21 protein-coding genes and 2 pseudogenes are annotated in these 21684 nt (G+C 41.9%); 6 read left to right on the plus strand and 17 right to left on the minus strand.

Annotated elements, in window-relative coordinates; translation table 11 throughout:
* Positions 1-89: 89 nt before the first annotated feature.
* Both V7L05_RS03340 and V7L05_RS03345 read right to left on the minus strand, forming a co-directional pair.
* A complete protein-coding gene (locus V7L05_RS03340) occupies positions 90-386 on the minus strand; it encodes a DUF5615 family PIN-like protein (RefSeq protein WP_335161760.1) in 297 nt (98 codons plus the stop codon).
* Positions 383-613, minus strand: a complete 231-nt coding sequence (locus V7L05_RS03345; protein ID WP_335161762.1) for a DUF433 domain-containing protein — start codon at positions 611-613, stop codon at positions 383-385. Before V7L05_RS03345 ends, V7L05_RS03340 begins: the two co-directional genes overlap by 4 nt.
* Positions 614-1111: 498 nt before the next feature.
* Here V7L05_RS03345 and V7L05_RS03350 point away from each other — a divergent pair, with 498 nt between their 5' ends.
* The gene (locus V7L05_RS03350; RefSeq protein WP_335161764.1) at positions 1112-2161 is read left to right on the plus strand and encodes a PEP-CTERM sorting domain-containing protein; all 1050 of its coding nucleotides are present in this window, start codon (positions 1112-1114) and stop codon (positions 2159-2161) included.
* Between the two features lie 142 nt (positions 2162-2303).
* Here the strand turns inward: V7L05_RS03350 and V7L05_RS03355 are convergent, their stop codons facing one another.
* Positions 2304-2588, minus strand: a complete 285-nt coding sequence (locus tag V7L05_RS03355) for a DUF427 domain-containing protein (RefSeq protein ID WP_335016871.1) — start codon at positions 2586-2588, stop codon at positions 2304-2306.
* A 481-nt stretch (positions 2589-3069) separates the two neighbouring features.
* On the opposite strand from V7L05_RS03355, the gene V7L05_RS03360 reads away from it, so the two are divergent.
* Positions 3070-3243 carry a hypothetical protein gene (locus V7L05_RS03360; protein WP_335161766.1) on the plus strand — a complete coding sequence of 58 codons (174 nt, stop codon included), beginning with the start codon at positions 3070-3072 and terminating at the stop codon, positions 3241-3243.
* A gap of 187 nt (positions 3244-3430) precedes the next feature.
* Here V7L05_RS03360 and V7L05_RS03365 read toward each other — a convergent pair whose 3' ends face one another.
* Both V7L05_RS03365 and V7L05_RS03370 read right to left on the minus strand, forming a co-directional pair.
* Complete coding sequence (locus V7L05_RS03365; protein WP_335161768.1) at positions 3431-5626, minus strand: lytic transglycosylase domain-containing protein; 2196 nt, start codon at positions 5624-5626, stop codon at positions 3431-3433.
* Between the two features lie 279 nt (positions 5627-5905).
* A complete protein-coding gene (locus V7L05_RS03370; RefSeq protein WP_335161769.1) occupies positions 5906-6139 on the minus strand; it encodes a hypothetical protein in 234 nt (77 codons plus the stop codon).
* 286 nt (positions 6140-6425) lie between these two features.
* Between V7L05_RS03370 and V7L05_RS03375 the strand changes: the two are divergent.
* Positions 6426-7226, plus strand: a pseudogene (locus V7L05_RS03375) (RNA-guided endonuclease InsQ/TnpB family protein); the annotation flags it as partial.
* A 108-nt stretch (positions 7227-7334) separates the two neighbouring features.
* Entirely contained in the window at positions 7335-7547 is a 213-nt protein-coding gene (locus V7L05_RS03380; RefSeq protein ID WP_335161771.1) for a hypothetical protein, read from the plus strand.
* A 108-nt stretch (positions 7548-7655) separates the two neighbouring features.
* Here the strand turns inward: V7L05_RS03380 and V7L05_RS03385 are convergent, their stop codons facing one another.
* The 7 genes and pseudogenes from V7L05_RS03385 to V7L05_RS03415 form a co-directional block, all read right to left on the minus strand.
* A complete protein-coding gene (locus V7L05_RS03385; RefSeq protein WP_335161773.1) occupies positions 7656-9647 on the minus strand; it encodes an MASE1 domain-containing protein in 1992 nt (663 codons plus the stop codon).
* A 282-nt stretch (positions 9648-9929) separates the two neighbouring features.
* Complete coding sequence (gene purU, locus V7L05_RS03390) at positions 9930-10784, minus strand: formyltetrahydrofolate deformylase (protein WP_335161775.1); 855 nt, start codon at positions 10782-10784, stop codon at positions 9930-9932.
* Between the two features lie 26 nt (positions 10785-10810).
* Positions 10811-11434 carry a DUF4340 domain-containing protein gene (locus V7L05_RS03395; protein WP_335161777.1) on the minus strand — a complete coding sequence of 208 codons (624 nt, stop codon included), beginning with the start codon at positions 11432-11434 and terminating at the stop codon, positions 10811-10813.
* 231 nt (positions 11435-11665) lie between these two features.
* Complete coding sequence (locus V7L05_RS03400; protein ID WP_335161779.1) at positions 11666-13375, minus strand: GldG family protein; 1710 nt, start codon at positions 13373-13375, stop codon at positions 11666-11668.
* Between the two features lie 64 nt (positions 13376-13439).
* Positions 13440-13813, minus strand: a pseudogene (locus tag V7L05_RS03405) (four helix bundle protein).
* Between the two features lie 108 nt (positions 13814-13921).
* The gene (locus tag V7L05_RS03410) at positions 13922-14734 is read right to left on the minus strand and encodes an ABC transporter permease (RefSeq protein ID WP_335161781.1); all 813 of its coding nucleotides are present in this window, start codon (positions 14732-14734) and stop codon (positions 13922-13924) included.
* Positions 14735-15745, minus strand: coding sequence for an ABC transporter ATP-binding protein (locus tag V7L05_RS03415; RefSeq protein ID WP_335161783.1), 1011 nt, complete (start codon positions 15743-15745; stop codon positions 14735-14737). It lies immediately after the preceding gene.
* 255 nt (positions 15746-16000) lie between these two features.
* Here V7L05_RS03415 and V7L05_RS03420 point away from each other — a divergent pair, with 255 nt between their 5' ends.
* Positions 16001-16330 carry a flavoredoxin gene (locus V7L05_RS03420; RefSeq protein WP_335161785.1) on the plus strand — a complete coding sequence of 110 codons (330 nt, stop codon included), beginning with the start codon at positions 16001-16003 and terminating at the stop codon, positions 16328-16330.
* Positions 16331-16343: 13 nt separating this feature from the next.
* Positions 16344-16604, plus strand: coding sequence for a hypothetical protein (locus V7L05_RS03425; protein WP_335161787.1), 261 nt, complete (start codon positions 16344-16346; stop codon positions 16602-16604).
* A 526-nt stretch (positions 16605-17130) separates the two neighbouring features.
* Here V7L05_RS03425 and V7L05_RS03430 read toward each other — a convergent pair.
* The 5 genes from V7L05_RS03430 to V7L05_RS03450 form a co-directional block, all read right to left on the minus strand.
* Positions 17131-18867: a diflavin flavoprotein gene (locus V7L05_RS03430; RefSeq protein ID WP_335161850.1), complete on the minus strand. Its 1737-nt coding sequence runs from the start codon at positions 18865-18867 to the stop codon at positions 17131-17133.
* Entirely contained in the window at positions 18849-18977 is a 129-nt protein-coding gene (locus tag V7L05_RS03435; protein WP_335161789.1) for a hypothetical protein, read from the minus strand. The genes V7L05_RS03430 and V7L05_RS03435 overlap by 19 nt, the downstream gene beginning before the upstream one ends.
* Before the next feature lie 65 nt (positions 18978-19042).
* Positions 19043-19555, minus strand: coding sequence for a phosphate-starvation-inducible PsiE family protein (locus V7L05_RS03440; protein ID WP_292791117.1), 513 nt, complete (start codon positions 19553-19555; stop codon positions 19043-19045).
* Positions 19556-19679: 124 nt separating this feature from the next.
* A complete protein-coding gene (locus V7L05_RS03445; RefSeq protein ID WP_335161791.1) occupies positions 19680-19802 on the minus strand; it encodes a hypothetical protein in 123 nt (40 codons plus the stop codon).
* 14 nt (positions 19803-19816) lie between these two features.
* Complete coding sequence (locus tag V7L05_RS03450; protein WP_335161793.1) at positions 19817-21547, minus strand: diflavin flavoprotein; 1731 nt, start codon at positions 21545-21547, stop codon at positions 19817-19819.
* Between the last annotated feature and the right edge of the window lie 137 nt (positions 21548-21684).

Consider the following 21684-nt stretch of genomic DNA (forward strand, 5'->3'; position numbering starts at 1 on the left):
ATCAAAGCTCCTGACTATTCACGTATAATTGGTAAAATACGCACCCTCGATTGAGCTTGGTCAATAGTGACCAATGCGCCTGACTCTAGTTAAGACTCAAACTGATTCAGCGTTGAAATAACTAGATTTTCGATAGTGTTCGGCAAAATATCCTGAGTGCGAACTTGAATTACACTGGGGGTATCAGCACCTGTTGCAGCTAACAAGGAGCCGAAGTCTAAATCGTGAGTAAAAACGATATAACCATTAGTACTCGCCCACTCCATAATTATTGAATCCTTCTCACGGGGGTCGCCAATGGTAGACCAGTGGACAGATGAAATACTGTTCCTCTCAAAAACTGCAACCCAATCAGGGGAAAGGTTCATATCAATTAAAATTTTCATGCACTTCTTAGAGGCACTTCAATTTCTTCAACTCGCCATGCAGCATAGGCAAGCGCCTCATAAATATCAGCTTCTTCGAGGTAGGGATATGCTTTGAGGATATCGCTATTGCTGTGTCCAGATGCCATTAAACCAATGATAGTACCAACAGTGACACGCATTCCTCGAATACAGGGTTTGCCGCCCATCACTTCTGGATTGCGGGTAATTCTGGTGATATTTTGCATGGTTGTTGCCTCGCTATGTGGGTTTACCTACTTTAAGTAACTACAGCTTGTCCATTCATTACAAAAATAGAAGCCGTTGTTACAAATGCTTGAACCTTAGTAACAATTGTTTGTTTATTTCCAGCAAATGCTTATACCTTTGTTGCAAATGCTTAACCAAAGCTTATCAATACAGAAGTTATCGTCACAAATGGTGCTACTTGTTTTTTTAGGTCATGCCTTTTGCTTGTTAGCTTTAATTATCCTGTAGCAGTAGGGTGTATTACGGCTTTGCTATTACGCACCATGTTACAGCGATCACACAATTTTGCTGCTTATTGAAGCCTTTTTAGGAAGACAGGCAAGATTTCACAGCCTTTTGAAAATTCTTCAATTAAGTTTTGAATCTGTGAATTATCAAAACCCGCTTTGCGGATTAAATTTGAATATTATGATGTATTTATAAACTGTACAAGTGGCTTTTTTTATTTTTTAAAAAATTAATACGAGGAGTTTTAAGTGACAAAAAACAATAAAAAAAAGGCTGTCGCTCAAGCTATTTCCACAGCCGTTGCTCTGGGCTGGGTAATAATGCAAGTGGAATCAGCACAAGCTGCTACCTTGGCGGTTAACAATCTCAATGACAGTGGGGTTGGCTCATTGCGAGATACTATCAACATTGCAACTAGCAATGACGTGGTAGAGTTCTTATTGGGAAGTCATCCTAGTACAATTAACCTGACGAGTGGGGCACTTGCGATCGCTAAAAACCTAACTATTAATGGCCCAGGCGCTAACTTACTTACCATCAGTGGCAATAATCAATTTCCTGTGTTTGACATTAACGCCGCCGATGTTACACTTTCTGGGCTAGCGATCGCTGGTGATATCTCTGGGCTAGCGATCGCTGGTAATATCAAGGCTTACAATTCTAGTAACCTAACGTTTACTAATAGCACCATCAACGGCCACTATGTGAATATAGATAGTAACCTAACACTTATCAATAGCACTATCAACAGCCAGGATTTGGAGATCAATGGTGGACTAACAGGAATCGATGATAGTAATGTAACGGCTCTCAGTAGGATCACCATTGGCGGCAATTTAACTAGTCCTAGCGGCAATTTAACTATCTCTACTGGTAGCCTGTATATTAACGGTGGTAACATTATTAATTTAAAAGCAGGAGGCAACATAACTGTTACAGCCGATAGCCTTGTCGTCACAGGTGGTAGTCAGGTAACGATTCCTAATAGCACTAGCGGCAATTCTGGGCAAATTAACGGTGGTAGCAATAGTTCAGGAGCAGGAGGCAACATAACTGTTACAGCCAGTGACATTTTACTGAGAAGAGTACCCGAACCAAGTGCGATCGCTGATGATAGTAATAATTCAGGACTAGGAGGCAACATAACTATCAACTCTGGCCCTTTGATATTGAGACCCGGTGCTATTATATCAAAACCAGTACCCGAACCAAGTGCGATCGCTGGTAGTATACTTGCTGGTAGTCTGGCTTGGCTGGCGAAAAGAAAGCAAGCAGCATTTCGCAAGGCGAAGGTATAATTACGCCTTAGAATAAATTTGCTAAATTGTTTAAATACGAAGCCCGCTCAGACATCTGTCTGCGCGGACTAATTATTTTATGGGCAATTAGGCGAACATAATATTAATGTCCCTGAAACTAAAATACTTCCAGGAACCTTTATTAAGCCTCAACTTTTACACCCTTCCAGAAGGCCACATAACCTTCAATATTCTTAGCCTTCTCCTTGGCGCTGGGATAGTACCAAGCAGCGTCTTTATTGATTTGCCCATCAACGTCAATACTGTAGTAGCTAGCGACGCCTTTCCAAGGACAAGTGGTGTGGGTGTTACTTTCTGTGAAGTACTGCTTGTTAATGGTGTCAACAGGGAAATAATGGTTGCCTTCCACAACTACGGTATTATCACTCTCGGCTAAAACTGTTCCATTCCAAATTGCTTTCGGCATAAATGACTTTGTAAATAAACTATACACATAACATTTTGACACTATCAGCTTATTTGTAGTGAATTTATGGAATATGTGACGCTGACGGGTGTTGTAACTGCGATACCTGCGGTGGACTGCGCCAACGCTACCATCTGAGAGTGCTAAGTAAGCTCAAAAGCATTAATTACAATCACTTTTATTTATGTATTTAAGAAACAAAAACATTTGCTTCTATCAGAAATACTTTCTAGCATATTGGTATGCAAACTTAATTAGCCAAATTCCCAATTTATAATATTTCGTTTAATTGGATTCAGCCGTTTGTGTAATTAACAAATAAAGCGTTCAGATGAACTGAGTATAGGATATTGAGATTTATAAAACAGTGGACTCTCTTCTAGAGATCATTGACTAATTGTACTTTGTTCTAGTTGAGGATAACTCTATGAAACTTACAAACTTGATAAATTCTGCACATATTGTTCCTTGGATTAATTCTATGTCTAAAATCATTAGCCTTCATACAGCTAAAAATAACAATAGTGGCACATCGATAAATACAGCCGTCAACTCTGACGTTTTACCTAGTGATTCCACGAATGTTAATTACCTCAAACCCTTTGATACTGCTTTTATTGCTTATCACATGATGGGTCTTAGTAATTTTGAATGATCTAAATTACCTCTGTGCTTTTGAGTTGTATTTTCAGGTAAATAGACCACGCGGGTAGGGGCACAGCAGTGCTGTGCCCCTACGACGGATGTGGTTCAAATACATGAAAACTGCTGTAACGTGAGTTGTGAACTTGGAATTAAAAAATTGCTTTAATTCAACACTCACAACTCATAACTTTCTCAGATTATCGCGCCGGTAGTTGTGGGTGTGTAGTCGAGTACTTTGTCACTATGCCAGAAATCTCAGGGTTATAAAGCCTCAGATAATTCCAGTAGTTGCCAAATACTTGCCGCACATAATTTTTGGTTTCATCAAAGGGAATTTCTTCAACAAACTCATCTGGATCTTGTGTAGCTTGAGTTTGCAACCATTTGGAAACATTGCCAGGGCCAGCATTATAACTGGCGATCGCGAGCAGCGAGTTATTGTTATATTGCTGATGAGTATGATCCAAATACCATGTACCCAGCATGATGTTATCGTTGGGATTTTCTAAGTTTATGGTTTTGATATCCACCTTGATTTGTGGGGCAATCCATTGAGCTGTACTCGGCAACAGCTGCATTAAACCAGTGGCGTTAGCAACGGATTTGATTTTTGGCTCAAACCGTGACTCCTGACGGATTAAGGCAGTGACTAACAGAGGATTGAGTTTACGCTCAGTAGACCACTTTTCAATCTCCCGGAGATAGGGAAATGGATAACGGGCTTGCCAGTAGATGATTTGCTTGCTTAAAGTTTGATATTGGGCAAGTTCAGCTGGTATTTCCCGATCTTCCAATTTAGAAATTTTGTCAATTCCGATGAGATTTTCGCCCTTAGCCTGCCGTACCAATCCTTCAGTAAATTGCTCTGCTACCGTTGGCTGAATTTTGTTCTGAAATTCTGTTTGCCATTGTAACCAAGCATCGCGGTCTTGACCCAGCAGATATAATTCTTTGAAAGTCTCAGAACCAGCAGGTGGTAATGGACGCTCTTGTGCGATTACTTCGGGGTTCATCACGCGCACATTGTCAAAGTTGCCAACATTTAGTCCCAGCATCGTCGCGGCTCGCCATGCATAGTAAGAGTAAGGAAACTGGCTAATCACATACTCATAAGCAGTTTGAGATTGCTGCTGTTTCCCTAGCAAAGCTGCCCATTTTCCTACCCAAAAGCCTGCTCTCGGAGCCAAAATACTGTTGGGATTGTTGGTGATAATTGGTTCTGCCCATTGCCAAGCACCGACGTAATCTTTAGCTTTGGCTTTGTCTTGGGCGATTTTCCAGCGATACTCTGCCGCCTCGTCAGAATTGCCGTATTTGGCTATGAGTAATTGCCACGCTTGGCTAGCTGACTTTTGATTATTCGTGGCTTGGAGAATTTTGGCTTTTTGTGCCAGTGCAGTACCAGCTTGTTTCGGAAATTTACTAATTACCTGCTCAAGATAGGGTAAGCCGTCTTTAGGTGTTTTTGCAATTTCTGCTAAACGCAGTAGTGCATTCCCAGTTTCTTCGCTATTTGGAAATTGCTGCACTAATTGTTTATAGGTGGCGACCGCTTTTTCTTTATCTTTGCCTCCTACCTGTAACCCCCGTGCGGTGCGGTAGAGATTGCGCGATGTTTTCGGTGCGTTGGCATAAGCATTCGCCGCCTTGAGAAATTGATTATTTTCCCAATAGCTTGTACCAATAAGTTCCCAGTCTTCGGCTTTCAGGGTAGGCTCTTTTACTAACTGATCCAAAACGCCCACTATCCCTGGTTGGTCATAGGCATATTTAGCCAAAATCAATTGTAATTGTGGCTGATTGGGATTTTCTTGCAAGCGTTTACGGATAATTTCCCAAGTCAGAGGATTAGAAGGAAATTGAGCGATCGCGGTTTCTTGTTGCTTGGGTTGAGCAATCAGATATAGTGCTTTCACGCTGGCCGCTTCTTTGGGATACTGTTTTAGCACGCTTTGCCTGAGATCCGAAGCTTTGCCATCCTCGCCTAGTATATCTTCTGCCTGCGCCTGTTTCAGCAAAATGTAGGGCGCGAGAATGGAATAGTCTTTCTCTAATCCGTCGAGTAAAACCAGCGCTTTTTTTCCTTGGGTTCTTTCAATATAATCACTCGCCAAAAGATAACGAGCGCGATTTCGGTCTGGCGAACTGGACTGTGCTGCGATCGCTGCTAGTTTTGCCGCCCGTTCTGGCAGCGATTCTGATACCAGAGGAAAGACGGCTGATTGGGCAATGTTACCCTCTGATGTTTGCTCTGCTTGATTTTGACTCAGTTTGAGCCATTTCCCCAGAGACTTGCCAATCTCAGGTGCTGATACCATTGCCCCAGCTAAAAAGGCAAACAGTGCTGCACCCGCAATGATCGAAATTTGCTTTTTCTGTAGTTTCTTCAGCATGAATACCCGCTGAAAAGTTCCGGTGAGTTTCTTGAAACTCTAGCACTCCTAACCATCTGTGTTACCAATTTTTAATTTTAGATTTTTAATTTTATGTAGAAAAATCCTAATTTTCAATCCTACGTTTAGCAGTATTGAGTAAATAGCACATTTTAGATACTATTACATCTATCTTGGGTACTTGATAAGATTCAGATTGCTGGATGCAAATAATCTCTGCGACTCATCTGACCATATTGGGATGTTCCGGTGCAGCGACTTGCTATCCAATGAATGCATTTACCCCACAGCCAGCAATTCATTCAGCTTGCTTTTCAAGTCTGGCGATGTCATTAGCGGTTTATAGACTTCACCTTCATAGAGTTTCCAAACATATCTAGGGCTGAATGGTCTAAACGCTGAAGATGAGCCAACTGCTTGCCAAACTGTTTCAGCTAAAACCAATCCCGGAAATGCCAAAGTAGAAGACTCTTCAATCAATTCGCTATAAGTTCTAAACTCATCTACTTCCACGCCCACCAAGGCATATCAAAAAAGTGGAGCAGACTGTAAACGTTGATACAGCAAAATACCCAGTTCCGTCATCAGATAAGCGCTTTCTGGTGTATCAGTTCCAATCTCACTAATACCACTCGGACAAACTCGACACCACCAGTTCTCCTCTATGTCCTGAAAAATTGATGTCCGACATTGGGACTGTTTACCGTTTGAGAGAACCCAGGAAATTTGATCAAAATGCTGGGCAAATCGCTCTGCTCCAGCTTGCTCTACTCCACATTCAGCCGATAAGGTAAACGTCCAGGTTAGAATTTTACCAAGAAACAGATGCTTTTATGCTGAGTTTGTCTACAAAAAAGACACAACAAAAGTTTCGCTTGATAAGTCTAATGTATTAGGAATTGACCACGGAATAGATAACTGGTTGACTTGTGTATCAAATACTGGAACATCTTTTATCGTTGACGGATTGCATCTCAAAAGCATTAATCAGTGGTACAACAAGTCAGTTGCCAACATCAAAGAAGGAAAACCGCTTTCTTTTTGGTCAAGTCGACTTGCAGTAATTACAGAAAAACGTAATCGTAAAATGCGAGATGCTGTAAACAAAGCTGCAAGAATTGTAATTAACCATTGCATAGAGAATAAAATCGGCACTATCGTTTTTGGATGGAATGACGGGCAAAAAGACGGCGCTGACATGGGTAAAAAGAACAATCAAAAGTTTGTTCAGATTCCCACAGCTAAACTAAAAGACCGTATTGAACAACTGTGTAAACAATACGGAATAGATTTTATCGAAACCGAAGAAAGCTATACCTCTAAGACATCGTTCCCAGATAATGATGTTCTACCTACAATCGGTGCAAAACCCGACGGGTGGAAAAGCAGTGGTATTAGAATCAGCAGAGGTTTGTTTAAAACAGCAAGCGGAATCAAAATAAACGCGGACTGTAACGGAGCCGCGAATATTATTCGCAAAGTAGCGATGATAGCTAAATTTAATTTGGCTGGAATCAGTAGAGGTTGTTTAAGTCAACCTAAGAAAGTTCTTTTATGGACTCTTCAGAAATCCCCGCGTCTTCAGACCGGGGAAGCTTAAACCCTCAGATCCTTGAAAATTGATCGTATATTATCCTAGCAAAAAGTAGGGTGGGCATTTGCTTACCACATCTGAGTGAGGCGATCGCTTCCAAAAGGCTACTATGCGTTGGCGAAGCCCGCCGTAGGCATCGCCGATATAGCAAATAAGGTCGCCGAAATAGCAAATGCGTTGGCGAAGCTCACCGTAGGTATCGCCGATATAGCAAATGGAGTCGCCGATATAACAAATGGAGTCGCCGATATAACAAATGAGGTCGCCGATATAACAAATGAGGTCGCCGATATAACAAACGGCCTCACAGAAGCAACAAATGCTTAAGGGAAGCCCGCCGTAAGCATCGCTTCTCGAAATTCTCCTTGCCCCATGCCCCATGCCCCATGCCCAATGCCCAATGCCCAATGCCCCATGCCCCATGCCCAATAATATTTAAGCAATTCTCTGAGCTTTTACAGGAATCTCAATCACAAACTTTGTGCCTTGCCCCAGTGTGGACTCACACCAAAGATTACCGCCATGATTCTCAGTTACAATTTGATAGCTGATAAACAAACCCAAACCAGTGCCTTTGCCAACGGGCTTGGTGGTGAAAAAAGGATCGAATAGTTTAGAGCGAATCTCTTCTGAAATGCCCATTCCATTGTCAGAAATCATAATCATCACTTGGTTTGTATCGATTTGACGAGTCTGAATCCAGATGGCATTGGGGTTGGCTGAAATGTCTGGGAACGAACGCCCCTGATTAGATTCTTCTAATGCATCAACAGCATTGCTCAAAAGATTCATAAACACTTGATTAAGGGAGCCAGCATTACATTCAATCAGTGGTAACTGACCATACTCTTTAATAACCTGGATCTGTGGGCGAGTGGCTGTTCCTTGCAATCGATGTTGCAAAATCACCAAGGTACTATCAATCCCTTGGTGAATGTCTACCGCTTTCAATTCTGCTTCATCCAAGCGCGAGAAGTTCCGCAGCGATAACACAATAGTAGATATACGCTCAGTACCAATTTCCATCGACTGAAGAATGTTGGTCAAATCTGACTGTAAAAAGTCCAGTTCAAGTTTATCCAATTCTGCGTGTAGAGCTTCAGGTGGATTAGGATAGTGCTGTTGGTAAGCTTGCAATGCTCTCAACAAGTCTTGCATATACTCAGAAACATAAGTCAAGTTGCCATGAATGAAATTAACCGGGTTATTGATTTCATGGGCAACCCCTGCCACCATCTGTCCTAATGCAGACATTTTTTCACTCTGAATCATCTGCAATTGAGTGCGTTTGAGTGTTTGTAAGGCTTGGTTCAGAGTTGTATTGTTTTGATTCAATTCTTCAGTTCTCTGCTGAACTCGAACTTCTAGAGTTTCATTGGTTTTAGCTAATTCGGCAAAAGCTAAACGCAGTTTGGTTTCTGCTTGTGTTCGTTCGGCGATCGTTGCTGTCAACACCAGAATGGTCAGTGTAATCACGCCAATGAACGATTGCAGTTGCATCAAAGATTCGTTCAGATCCGCAGTCACAAAACCACCTTTGCCATTGACGGTTGCAATCACTGCGATCGCAGCCACAATAAAAGTTAACAGCGTTGCACCCGGTTGCCCTAGTCGAAAGGCAGACCAGATCAACGTCGGAATTAACATATACTCTAAGTGATATCCCTTACCAAAAGCAACTTTGGCGATCAGAATGACCAACCCCATCAGGATAACTGGCTCTACGATTAACCAGAATCTTAAAGGGTGTGAGTTTGCTCTTGAGTGTCGAAGATGAGGGGGATTTTCAGAATCCTCTGAAGTTGAACTCAGGGATAACCATTGCCAGATTGGATGTCGGTTTTTTTGAATGAATTGCCCCCAACTAAGCAGAATCGGAGTGACGATAAAAATTCCCGAAACATTAGAAATCCACCAGGTTAACCAGACTGTCCCATATGCTGTCCAGGGAACTTTACCACTCAACGCCAAGGAAGCCACTCCAACAGTTGCATTGACGATTGGCCCCACCATGCCGGTTAAGATCAAAAATTTGAATACGTTGGTGACACGTTCTAAGGGATAGTGATGGTTGGTAGTTTTCCGCAGCAGGAAGGCACCCAACAGAGTCCCCAGGGTTGTTCCGATCGCAATTAACAGAACTGGCAGCGTTGAAATCACCAGCGATAAGAAACTTGTGGGATCTTGGAACGCCCAGAAGTTGGCGAGAAATGAACCCAGCAAAACACCGTAGCCAATCCAGTTACCAAACAGCAGAACAGCCCCAGTAGCAATTCCATCCGGCGGCCAAACTGGAGTCACATTCTGGGGTGTGGAGGCAAGCCGCCGTGAAATTTCAGCCATTCCATAATAGGCGATCGCTAAAACAATGATGCCTCCGATTTGCCTTAGCCGATGAGGGAATATAAAGGATTTTTGTGGAATCATCTGTTTAGTGGCTGCTTGATATCAAGGTTCCTTGTCTTTACATAGAATGCCCTTTTCCCTTAAGGTCGGAACATAAAGCAGCCATAAAAGTAGTTTACAAAAAGAATTCAGAATTCTAACTTTAGGAGGATGATTTTATACCCTGGCTCTTAACGGTAGTGGAAAAGCTGTCCGCAGTCAGCTAAAACAGCTACGGCAATTCGGGAAATAACTATTTTTATAAAGTCCTCCGACTCGGACTTTGTTTGTATAGCTGCGAATTACATTCGTTAGGATATAAAATCACTCAAATACTACTGTTCTATTGCCATATACTAATACACGATTTTGCAAGTGCGATCGCACTGCTCTTGCTAATACAACTCTCTCCAAATCTTTGCCCTTTCTAACCAGATCATCAACTTCATCACGGTGACTGACTCGCACCACATCCTGTTCAATAATTGGCCCTGCATCTAAATTAGCAGTGGCATAATGAGCCGTTGCACCAATAATTTTTACCCCACGTTCAAAAGCTCGGTGATAGGGATTTGCTCCGATAAAAGCTGGTAAAAATGAATGATGAATATTGATAATTTGCGGAAATTGACTAATAAAATCTGCACTAATAATCTGCATATATTTTGCCAATACAACTAAATCTATTTTGTACTGGCGTAGTAATTCTAATTGTTGGGCTTCTTGTTCTGATTTATTGTCTTTAGTGATAGGGATATGCTGGAAGTCGATATTAAATTGCTCTGCAATTACCTTTAAATTAGAATGGTTACTAATAATTAAAGGAATTTCAGCAATAAATTCTTTAGCGCGTTGTCGCCAAATTAAGTCAAATAGACAATGGTCTTGCCGACTTACCCAAATAGCAATGCGTGGTACTGTATCAGAAAAACGTATTTCCCACTTAGCGCCTACAGGTTGAGCAATTGCATTAAATGCAGGGGCAATAAATTCTCGCGGTAAATTGAACCCATCTAATTGCCATTCAATGCGGGTAAGGAATAACCCAGCAGCAAAATCTGTATGCTGATCTGCATGGATAATATTACCACCATTAGAATAGATGAAATTGGCAAATTTCGCCACCAGTCCGCGTTGATCGGGGCAGGAAATCAGCAATGTTGCTGTCGGATTTGTCATAATAATATCGCCATATTTTTAATTAATTATTTGCTGTTTGTCGGACTCGGTTTAGGAATGGTGAGCGGAGGAAGTTTCTGACTATTATCTACAGGTTGCTTCCACTCTGATAGTTCCCGATTCACAGCATTTGCAAAATCTGTAGATATCAACAACACATTTATATTCCCATCGGGTTTAGTAGCAGGGTCAGCTTGAGCATACAAGAAACGACCGTTAAAGTTAGATTTACCCAAAATCAACTGATGGCTTTGTCGGTTTTTCAGGGTGATATTGATAGTTGCTTGGGGTTGAACTAAGGCAAATTCTCCAAGCTCTTTTGCTGGAGTTGATAAAGTGCTATCGCTCTTACCTTTGACCAACAAATCCATTAAATAAGAAACAATAGCATCATTTGCTGGTTCCGATACCGGAGATTTGATTAACCACTCCGGATTACTAGATTTAGGGTTACGTTCAAGATTTAGAGTGAGTTTTTTTGTCTTGACTGTTAAAGACTGCACATCATCTGCGGCAAAAGAGAAAATTTGCTGCTTTTGCTCCTTAATTTCTTCTCGCACAGTCGCACCTCTAATTTCATAGAAGTAAACAAAACCACCTAAACCTAGCGCTAGCAGTATCAAAATTAAAGTCGTTCGCGGCAATTTCATTTTTTAATCATTTGTCATTTGTCATTTGTCATTTGGCATTTGTCATTTGTCATTTGGCATTTGTCATTTGTCATTTGTCATTTGGCATTAGTCATTAGTCATTAGTCATTTGTCATTTGTCATTTGGCATTAGTGAAGAGTTAATATTTATAACTCCAAACTCCACACTTCTAACTTCTAACTCCTAACTTCTAACTTCTAACTCCTAACTCCTAACTCCTAACTCCCTTCTTACCGTCGTTTCCACCAGATAATAACTGCCGCCGCCAACCCAATTAAAGGTAAAACCAACAAAGACGACAATATTAAAAGATTGGCTTGCGTAGTAGTCAAGGTTATTCTACGGTTTTTCGGTTCTTTGGGGCGAATAGAAAGGGGTTGCTTCTCCTGTTGACTCAGCCAAGTAACTGAGTTGAGAAATACATCTCCATTTAATTGCTGTTGAAACAAGCCATCGGTGGCGAAGCTAGAATTTCCTAAAACCACTAACCGGGATTCGGTGGCTGTTTGAGATGGGGGAGATGAGGAAGTAGGGGGAGATGGGGGAGATGAGGGAGATGGGGGAGATGGGGGAGATGGGGGAGATGAGGGAGATGAGGGAGAGGGGGAAGTTTTGCTTTGAGTGGTTGGTGATGGTAGGGGTGAAGGTGTCGGTGAAGCTTGGGGAGTGGAAGTAGATTTGGTTGGTAGTTTTCTTGTTAAGGCTACGCCCAAGGTTAGAGGGCCTTTGAGGTCTTTGTCTGCATTAAACTCCAATTTTTCGCTTTGGAGGTCGCTTTCTGCCCAGCTGCTGGGATAGGATTTGGTTCGCAGCAGTGGAGTAGCCTCAACACCAGGTACAGAGGTAATTTGCAGTGGTCGTGCAACCGGATAAAAAGAAATGCCGTTAGCGAAATCTTTGGTAATTGGATGTTGTCCGTATTCTGTCACTAAGGGCGCAGCCGGGCCAAGTCCCACGCTATCTTTTGAGACATCTACTGCTAAACGATTATCTAGACGAACACCCCACTCTTGTAGCAAGCTGTCAACTTTGGGATCGGTATTGGGATCAATCATCAGCAGTAAGTTACCGCCCCGATTAAGATATTCTTGCAAGGCTTTGACTTCACCCTCAAACAGCCCTCGCTTGGGGCCAGCTACTATTACGACAGCCGCATCTTGAGGAACTTTGGAAGTTTCTGCTAGATTCAGGGGTGCTGTTGTAAAACTTTTGTCACCTAATCCCTGAATCGCTTGTGATATTGCACCTTTACCAGCCGAAAGTTGGCGTTCGCCATGACCTTGGAGTAAGTAAACTTTGGCTGTGGTTGAATTTGTTAGTTGTTGCAGGCGACTAGTTAATCTAACTTCTGACAGGCGCTCATTTTCATTTACTGTTTGTACTAGTTGCCGTTTATCCCCAGATTGTAGGTAAACTTCCCCATAACCTTTGACGCCAAACTTTTCTGCAAGTCCTGGTCTAGCTTGGGGGTCGATGTACTCATATTTAAATTTTGAACTTTGCCTCTGATAATTTTCTAGCAGTTCTCGGTCTTGGGGATTCTGGCTAATATCAAACACCCACACTTTAACTGGCTGTGGTAAGACACTCACTAATTCCCGTGACTGGGGCGCAAGGGTAAACAATTGAGTTTCTGTTAAGTCTGTCCGCAAGTGATAGCGAGTTCCTAAAAAGTTAATCAATCCCAAAATTGCCAATACTGCCAGAGTTGCTACTAGGGCATTAGTTCCAGCTTGGGTAGAACGAAGCTTCCACCAGTTAGTTTGGTAGCTTTGCCATATTATCCACAACCCACTGATGACAATTCCCGTAATCAGAAATGCTAATGGAATTAATCCCCACTGTTCAGAGACTAATCCAACTGTTAAGCCAACAGTAATTAGGAACGGGCCAAACCAAAATAGATATTTCCACAGTTTCTTTTTTGCAATTATCTTCATATTATTTGTCATTTGTCATTAGTCATTTGTCATTTGTCATTTGTCATTTGTCATTTGTCATTTGTTATTTGTCATCTGGTACATTGCCAATTGAGTTTAGGTAGGAGTTTAATTTTGGTGCTAGTTCGTTAATGATTGTTTTGATTGTATTTATCTGCTCGGTAGTTAAAAGGTTGCGAGTGTAAGCCCGTCTTAACCAATGTTGAGTTTCATTCAAAGAGCCTCTCGCTATTTTTATGAAACGTCTATTGTCTTGAAAACTACCTCTTCCTAGACCTTCCGCTATATTCGCACCGATACTATCGGCTGAACGTACAATCTGTTTACCAATCGTATCTTTTGCAAAAAATTCCATCCTTCAACAATTTTCCAAATGTCATCTGCTAATTTTTCTGATAATTGATAAACCTGTAATTCTTGGAAACGCTTTGTTGCCATTTATTCAGTTGTCTTGCTGATTTCTAGTCACTCAATTTTCGTCCATATATTTTTACTTGCCACTATTTTTTGACAAATGACAAATGACAAATGACAAATGACAAATAACTATTGCCTTTGAAAGCGTAGTGCATCAATTGATTGAGCGGTGAGAAAAATGCCCAATAAAATGTAACTGGCGAATAAAATTAAGGCACTAGTATCAAAAATGCCTTGAATTAAGGTGTTGTAATGTTTTAGCAACGACAGATAACCTAATGCTTCGCCCACGGGGCCAGGGACAATTTTGCCGATTAAATCAATCAATAACAATAATAAGATTACTGCAAAGGTGAGAACGGCAGACAGAATTGTGCTGTCTGTTAATGAGGAAATAAACATTCCTACAGATAAAATTGCTGCTGCTAGCAAGATTAATCCCAAATGACCCAGCAAGGGAATTGAAAGCGCCATTGGTGGATTTGATCCGCTAATTGCGATCGCTTCCAACACTAGCATAGGTACAACCATTGTGGTAAAAAATGTGATCACGCCTAACAACTTACCTACAGCTACCGCCCAATTGGTGATTGGTGACGTGGCTAACAGTTCTAAAGTGCCCCGCTTACGTTCTTCGGCATAGAGTCCCATCGAGAGAATTGGCAGGATAAACAACAATAGCCACCCCATGCGATCCAAAAATGCCCGGATAAATTCGTAGGGGACATCTATCGGCGGTACTGGCACTCCCTGTTCTTGCCCTTGTAAATCTATTGCCGCAACTCCGGTCAAAATGCCATCTGGCCCTAGCAAAATCATCACGAAAAATAACCCCGCGATGAACCAAAATATGCCTGCGATCGCATAAGCCAAAGGTGATACAAAATAACTCTGTAACTCTCGGCGATAAATGGCAATAATATTACTCAGCACTATACCCATTTACGCTGCCTCTCCTTCGTTGTCTGCTGCTAAGTCTACCTCAGTATCGAAATTCTTTTCTTCTGTGGTCAGTTGCAAGAATACATCTTCTAAGGTGGCGTTAACACGCCGCAGTTCATGTAAACCGAATCCTGCACGCACTAATGTTGTGGCAATATCGCGCCCTGGTTCTTTTCCCGGTTGCGATATCACCCGCAGGTAAGCGCGGTTTTCCTGGGGTTGATGACTATGCATTCCGGCTGTCGGAATTGATTCTACCAGACTCACACCCGCGACTTTTTGCAATACCTGTTTCGCTAGGGCAGCTTCTCCTTCTATTTCCAATTCATATCCTGAACCGCCTGTCAACTGGGTCATCAGGTTTTCTGGTGTATTAGTTGCCACAACTTTACCGCGATTGATAATGGCGACGCGGCTACAAGTCATGCTCACTTCTGGCAGAATGTGCGTGGAAAGAATAATTGTGTGAGTCCCAGCGAGGCTTTTAATTAAATTCCGCACCTCAATTATTTGTCGAGGATCGAGTCCAACAGTGGGTTCATCCAAAATAATCGCTGGTGGATCGTGGACGATCGCTTGAGCAATTCCTACCCTTTGGCGATATCCTTTAGAGAGTTTGCGAATAATCACCCGCCGCTTATCTTCTAAATTACAGCGTTCGATGGCAGCTGTTACCTTGTTGGTGCGATCGCCTGCTGATACTCCCTTAATTCGGGCGACAAAATGTAAAAATCCCTCCACCGTCATTTCTGGATATAACGGCGGTGTTTCGGGTAAATAACCAATTCGTTGGCGTACAGCTAGGGAATTTTCATGGACATCATAGCCAGCAATCCGGGCATTTCCATTTGTTGCCGGTAAATAACCAGCCAGAATTCGCATAGTTGTGGTTTTACCAGCACCATTGGGCCCCAACAACCCTAAAATCTCCCCCGGTTCGACGCTAAAAGTGACATCAGTAATCGCTGGGGTGGAACCGTATATTTTACTTAGATGCTCAACTTCAATCATCGGTATAGTGGCGATCGCACTTTATAGGATACCCAACAATCTTAGATCACGATATTGGCTATGAAACATGAGACTAGAACCTAAAGCCAAGAACCTAGATTTTTCGTTTATTTCTTAGGACTTACGCAAAATATCTCTGAAACTCTGATTTCTCTGTGTACTCTGCGCCTCTGCGGTTCGTTATTCCGTAACTCATGCGTAAGTCCTATTTCTGGTAAAGTGTAGCGGTTATTGGATTCAAATAAATCTACACTTGTGGAAAAAATTCCAGATGAAGCTTTAGTGGTTCGAGGGGGTCGCAATCTTCCAGAAGATATTAAACGTGGAATAGGAACCCACCCCAGTGGCTTCACAGGAATTTCGGTGGAATGTGCAGTAGGATTGTCAGTAGCACAGTTGGCAGTATGCATTCCTCATGGGCTGGTTGGAGTCACAACAGTGGGTGAAATTCGCTCTTTAGGTGGAGATGTAATCCGAACATCTGGCAGAAGTCCAAATCATGCCACCTTAATTGGCTTAAGTCCAGAGCAAATTAACAGTCTCCTGACGCCTACAATTGCTAACCCAGCAAGGCAAAATTCATAATCGCAAGAAACACATGAGTAGACTCAGAGTCTTTGCAGATTTTCATAATGCTGATATCGAAGGTCGCTTACGTCTGAATTGCATCGGTACTATTGAGGACTTGGCTAGTCAAGGTATTGAGTTGCAAGACGGTCAGTTACTCACTTTTTACAGCGAAGATTTGGAGGTAGATGGAATAGTGAAGTATTCTCATGAGGAAACTATGTGGGTTGCTGTTATTGACTGGAATGAAATTAGGCAAGTAGAAGATTTGGCAATTCAAGCAAAGAGCTAAACATTTTTATCAGCTTGCCAACAAGATGGGTAACTCAATAGTCTAAGGGGTATTTGCCTTAACCAAATACTTGCGATCGCTCTCAAAATTCCGAACTTGAGTTTCAGAACTTTCAATGTGATTTTCAAAGATTTACGAACAAAAAGATCCCCGACTTCTTGAAGAAGTCGGGGATCTGAGTCTGTCGGTGTAAGATTGCTATATATCTTAATTATTTCATAAAAATAACTACAACTAATTATTAAATATGTATATAAAATTAAAATTAATTATGACTTACGCAAAATATCTCTGAAACTCTGATTTCTCCGTGTACTCTGCGCCTGGAGCGGTTCGTTATTCCGTAACTCGTGCGTAAGTCCTATTAATAATTGCATCAGTTATGCTAATGCTAACAAGAAAGTAATTCATTGAAAGCGGCGGGAAACTCCATCCCAAGAGTGGGTGGAGTTTTTTATAATTGATATTAGTTGGGAACTGGATTCAACAAGCGTCCCCAGCCCCCACTATCCTTTACTGGTAACTGTTAATAATAGCTGCCAGATTTCCGATGCTCCAAAGCAGTGACACCATCATTTTCCAAGACTTCACCGTGATTGATGACGGCATAAATTAACCATCTATCGCCACATTCAAGCTGATTTTGCACGGTACATTCTAAATAGGCTAATGCCTCATTCAGAATCAAACAACCATTAAGAGCAGTTTTTGTGGCAAGATTTGCAAAGGGATTATCTCCTAAAGTGCTATGACGAGAAAAATAGCGTCGCACATTTCTTCCTTCTTTGAGGATATTCAGCACAAATTTATCACCAGGATGATGCATTAAATCTGCATTTTGCTCGTTAGCGATCGCAATCATAATCCCTGGCGGGTTAAAAGTTGCCTGCGATACCCAAGAAGTTAAAACGCCTTTGTGAGTTTCTTCATCACGAGTTGTCACAACACACAGAGAACCAATGATCCGCCCCACCGCTTGTTCGGTACGATCTACATGGGTTTCTGTCACAACCTGCCGGGAAGTACGCAGTTTTTTGGTTTTCTTCAAGTTTTGAGCAAAGGAAGCACCTGCTTCTTGACACTGCTGGAGAATCTCAGGAGTAGGACTGAAACGCACCCGAATTGTTTCAAATCCTAGTTGATAATTAGCATCTTTAAGCTTGCTTTCTAGTAAATCAATTGCCTCTCCACTCCAACCGTAAGAACCAAACACTCCTGCTAACTTAGTTTTAGCCGTCGCCGAGAGGACTATTCCTAAAGCAGTTTGAATTTGAGTCGGTGCATGTCCGCCTAAAGTGGGTGAACCGATAATAAAACCATCGCAGGTTTCTACAATGCGGTTAATCTCCGCAGAGTCTGCTAGTTCACAGTTAATTGATTCGACATTAATTCCATTTTGAATTAAACCTTGAGCGATCGCATTCGCCAGAATTGCTGTATTACCATAAGCAGAAGCATAGAGCAAAGCAACACGCAATTCTTGAGATTTTTGACCTTGACACCATTGACGGTAATCATAGGTAAAACGACTAAGGCTGTAACGAACAACCGGGCCGTGTGCTGGGGCGTAACATCTGGCTCCCAAAACCGACAATTTATCTAAAGCTACTTCAACTTGTTTGGCTTGGGGCGCATGGAGACATTCAAAATAGTAACGACGTTCCGCATCTAATCCCTTCCAATCTTCATCAAACAAGGTATCTTCGCAAATATGAGCGCCAAAAAGTTTGTCTGTGTAGATAATTTTTGTGGCGGTATCGTAGGTACAAAGTCCATCCGCCCACCGAGGAGTTGGTACGGTGATAAATGATAGATCATGTCCTTGTCCTAAATCTAGAGTATCCCCCGATCGCACCGCTTGAATACGTGATTCCCATTCAGGAAAAGCGGTTTTTAGAGCATTGGCCGCGGGGCGAGAACAAATTAGAGTAACTTGAGGAACTTGAGAAAACAATACTTGCAAGGTGGCTCTACGGTTGGGATTGACATGACCGAGAACAATATAATCTAGGGTAGTAAAATCTAGATGTTGCGCCAGTTGCTGAAGGTAAATTTCGGTAAAAGATTCACCAGGAGGGTCAATTAAAGCCTTTTTATCAGCTTGAATCAGATAAGAATTCGCCGTAGTTCCTTTTTGGCGGGAATACTCAACCTCAAATTTTAGTCTTTCCCAAGTCCGCGATCGCAAAATCAGAGTATTTTTACCAATTTCAGCAACCTGCACATCTCTAGGATGGCTGGTAGTTAAAGTATTTGCAGACATAATAACCTCATAATGGGGCATTGGGCATTGGGCATGGGGAATTGGGCATGGGGCATTGGGCATGGGGCATGGGGAATTGGGCATTGGGAATAGGGAAGAAATTTGTTCAATAATTCTCCCTCATCCCCCTCATCTCCCTCATCTCCCCCTACTCCCCACTCCCCACTCCCTACTCTTAATGACTATTGGTTTGTATTAATTCAGACTTGGCTTGGTTTCTATAGCGTTTAGATACTTCTTGTTCCGGGTCGATACCTTCAAAGGTTGGAGGTAGCCAAACTCGGAGGAACTGTAGTATTCCTAGCACTAATAAAAAGGCGCAAGTTGCTAAAACTTGACTCCAACTTGTTTCTAGAACACCTTTAACAATGACTTCTCGCAAGGCGGAAACGATAGAAACTTCAACAGCTACCCCAATAGATACTCGATGTTCCTGTAGGTAAATAATCAGTAGTCGGAATAACTCAACTAAGATGAGTAAAAAGAGAATATCGGCAGTAACAGCATGAAAATCTAGAGGTGGAAGTAAGGAGAGAAACATATCTTTCACCTGAAGCACCATGAAGCTAAATAAACCGATACACAAACAAATCACAATCACATCTTGAATAAATTCCAAGGTTCGCACGACGCGCGCTCGATTGATTTCGTACATGGTAATTGCGGTATTTTCAGCAGATTTATACATAGCTTTTTGTGAGTGGGGAGTGGGGAGTGGGGAGTAGGGGAGTGGGGGAGATGAGGGGGAATTCTTGAACAAGTTTCTTCCTTGTCTCTCAATACGGTTCGGATAAGGTTTTTAATGACACGTCCTAGATCGCAAAGACGCGATAAATCGCCGTCTTTACAATAATCAGTCCTTTGTAGAGACGGCGATTTATCGCGTCTCTTGCCTTAACCGAACCGTATTGCCTTGTCTCTTCCCAATGCCCCATGCCCCATGCCCCATTTAGTAATGATTGCCAATTTTGCGGTGATGGGTGGCGGTAAGTGCATTTAGCTTGGCAACTCTTCCAGTTTGGACTGTGCTATAAATTACCCAATGATCTCCACAATCCATGCGGCTAGTAATTTCACATTCCATATAAGCTAAAGCTTCAGCTAAAACCGGCGATTCATTGTTAGCTGGATATGTTTTCACTCCAGCAAAGCGGTCTGCACCAGGAGCAAAACGCTTCAGAAAATGTTTCATTAATCCTTGATATTTGCCTTCTTCTAAAACATTTAAAACAAAGCGATCGCCAACGTGCATCAAGGATTCAATTGCCCGATCTTTGGATACTGCGATCGCCACTCCTAAAGGCTCAAGACTCGCTTGTGTTACCCACGAAGCCAGCATTGCACTCTGAATTTCTCCTTTTTTGGCAGTGATAATATACAATCCTGTGCTAATACGTCCTAAAGCTTTTTCTAGCTCGGTATTGATAGATTTAATCTGTTTAATGGTGCGATCGCGGGTCAACCATTGACCCATATCTGTCCCCGCTTCATCACAAAGTTGTTCCGTTGCTTGGGTAGGAGTTTCTTTAACTAAAATAGGTGGAAAGGCTTCAATTAATCCCAGTTCTTGAAACTTATTGCGTAAGGGGTAAATAGGTTCATCTTCTCCCCCTCCTGACTCTAATAAACCAATTGTTTGTTTCTTGTGAACAGCAGCTAATATCGTACTTAAAGCAGCTTGAGCCACCACCGAAGATTGGGCTGGCATTCCAATTATTAAACCAGAAGCTTGTGCAACTAATTCTCGAACTTCTTGAGGCTCGGCACTATTAAGAGCTACTAATTCTACTGCCACCCCTGTTTTCGCACATCCATGTGCTATGGTGCTGACTAAATGCTCACTATAGCCGTAATCTTCAACATAAAGTAGAGCCACTAATGTCTCTGTTTTTGCTTGTTCTAAACTCCAGTTTTGATACCGTCCCAGCCATTCGGAGATATAGTGTTGCAATAAAGGGCCATGTCCGGTGGCAACTGTGACTATTTCTAACTTTTCAATCCGTTTTAAAGCTGCCAAAACAGACCGGGCATTAGGTCCCATGAGACAATCATAGTAATATTTAAAATCCTCCTCTATTGAGGTAATATTTTCATCATAAGTGTGGTCATCACAGTAGTGCATCCCAAATACATCACAGGTGTAGAGAGTGCAAGTTTTGTGGTCATAAGTCAAGATTGTGTCAGGCCAGTGTAAGTTAGGTGCAGAGATAAATTCTAATTCGTGTCCGTTGCCTAAATCTAATCGCTCTCCACTTTTCACCTGCATTGATTTAAAAGGCTGGTGAACCATATTTTCCAGAAATTGAATAGCTACCTTAGCACCGACAACAGTAATCGAGGGAGCTAATTGTAAAATATTTTTCACTAAGCCACTGTGGTCGGGTTCTGTATGGCTAATAATCAAGTAATCTATTTTAGTTGGATCAATTAATCCCACCAGTATCTCAAGATATAGTTGCTCAAACTTGCGGTGAGATGTGTCAATTAAGGCAACTTTTTGCCCCTGGATTAAGAAAGAATTATAGGTCGTTCCATTCCGTAAACCAAACTCGATATCAAAACGTTCTCTATCCCAGTCGAGACAACGGATAGCAGTCGTTTGAGGAGCAATTTCAACAGTTTGAATCGTCAAACGTCCTGGATTGGAAATAACTTGAGTAAGTTGTGTGAGTGCAATCATTTATTTTCTCCAAAAAAAATATTATTTGCTCTGGAGCAAGTGTTATGTTTCTTATATTTACCTGAAATACTCAATTAGTAAAATGCCAATTTATAAAGCTAACCATCAGAAATATTTATTCTTTATTTTGCTTGACT

This window comes from Nostoc sp. (genome assembly GCF_036917755.1).
Lineage (GTDB): Bacteria > Cyanobacteriota > Cyanobacteriia > Cyanobacteriales > Nostocaceae > Nostoc.

Excerpts from the sequence above, each read along its gene's own strand:
- V7L05_RS03340 (WP_335161760.1), bottom strand. The coding sequence starts at position 386 with ATGAAAATTTTAATTGATATGAACCTTTCCCCTGATTGGGTTGCAGTT.
- V7L05_RS03345 (WP_335161762.1), bottom strand. The coding sequence starts at position 613 with ATGCAAAATATCACCAGAATTACCCGCAATCCAGAAGTGATGGGCGGC.
- V7L05_RS03355 (WP_335016871.1), bottom strand. The coding sequence starts at position 2,588 with ATGCCGAAAGCAATTTGGAATGGAACAGTTTTAGCCGAGAGTGATAAT.
- V7L05_RS03360 (WP_335161766.1), top strand. The coding sequence starts at position 3,070 with ATGTCTAAAATCATTAGCCTTCATACAGCTAAAAATAACAATAGTGGC.
- V7L05_RS03365 (WP_335161768.1), bottom strand. The coding sequence starts at position 5,626 with ATGCTGAAGAAACTACAGAAAAAGCAAATTTCGATCATTGCGGGTGCA.
- V7L05_RS03385 (WP_335161773.1), bottom strand. The coding sequence starts at position 9,647 with ATGATTCCACAAAAATCCTTTATATTCCCTCATCGGCTAAGGCAAATC.
- purU (WP_335161775.1), bottom strand. The coding sequence starts at position 10,784 with ATGACAAATCCGACAGCAACATTGCTGATTTCCTGCCCCGATCAACGC.
- V7L05_RS03395 (WP_335161777.1), bottom strand. The coding sequence starts at position 11,434 with ATGAAATTGCCGCGAACGACTTTAATTTTGATACTGCTAGCGCTAGGT.
- V7L05_RS03400 (WP_335161779.1), bottom strand. The coding sequence starts at position 13,375 with ATGAAGATAATTGCAAAAAAGAAACTGTGGAAATATCTATTTTGGTTT.
- V7L05_RS03410 (WP_335161781.1), bottom strand. The coding sequence starts at position 14,734 with ATGGGTATAGTGCTGAGTAATATTATTGCCATTTATCGCCGAGAGTTA.
- V7L05_RS03415 (WP_335161783.1), bottom strand. The coding sequence starts at position 15,745 with ATGATTGAAGTTGAGCATCTAAGTAAAATATACGGTTCCACCCCAGCG.
- V7L05_RS03425 (WP_335161787.1), top strand. The coding sequence starts at position 16,344 with ATGAGTAGACTCAGAGTCTTTGCAGATTTTCATAATGCTGATATCGAA.
- V7L05_RS03430 (WP_335161850.1), bottom strand. The coding sequence starts at position 18,867 with ATGTCTGCAAATACTTTAACTACCAGCCATCCTAGAGATGTGCAGGTT.
- V7L05_RS03440 (WP_292791117.1), bottom strand. The coding sequence starts at position 19,555 with ATGTATAAATCTGCTGAAAATACCGCAATTACCATGTACGAAATCAAT.
- V7L05_RS03445 (WP_335161791.1), bottom strand. The coding sequence starts at position 19,802 with ATGGGGCATTGGGAAGAGACAAGGCAATACGGTTCGGTTAAGGCAAGA.
- V7L05_RS03450 (WP_335161793.1), bottom strand. The coding sequence starts at position 21,547 with ATGATTGCACTCACACAACTTACTCAAGTTATTTCCAATCCAGGACGT.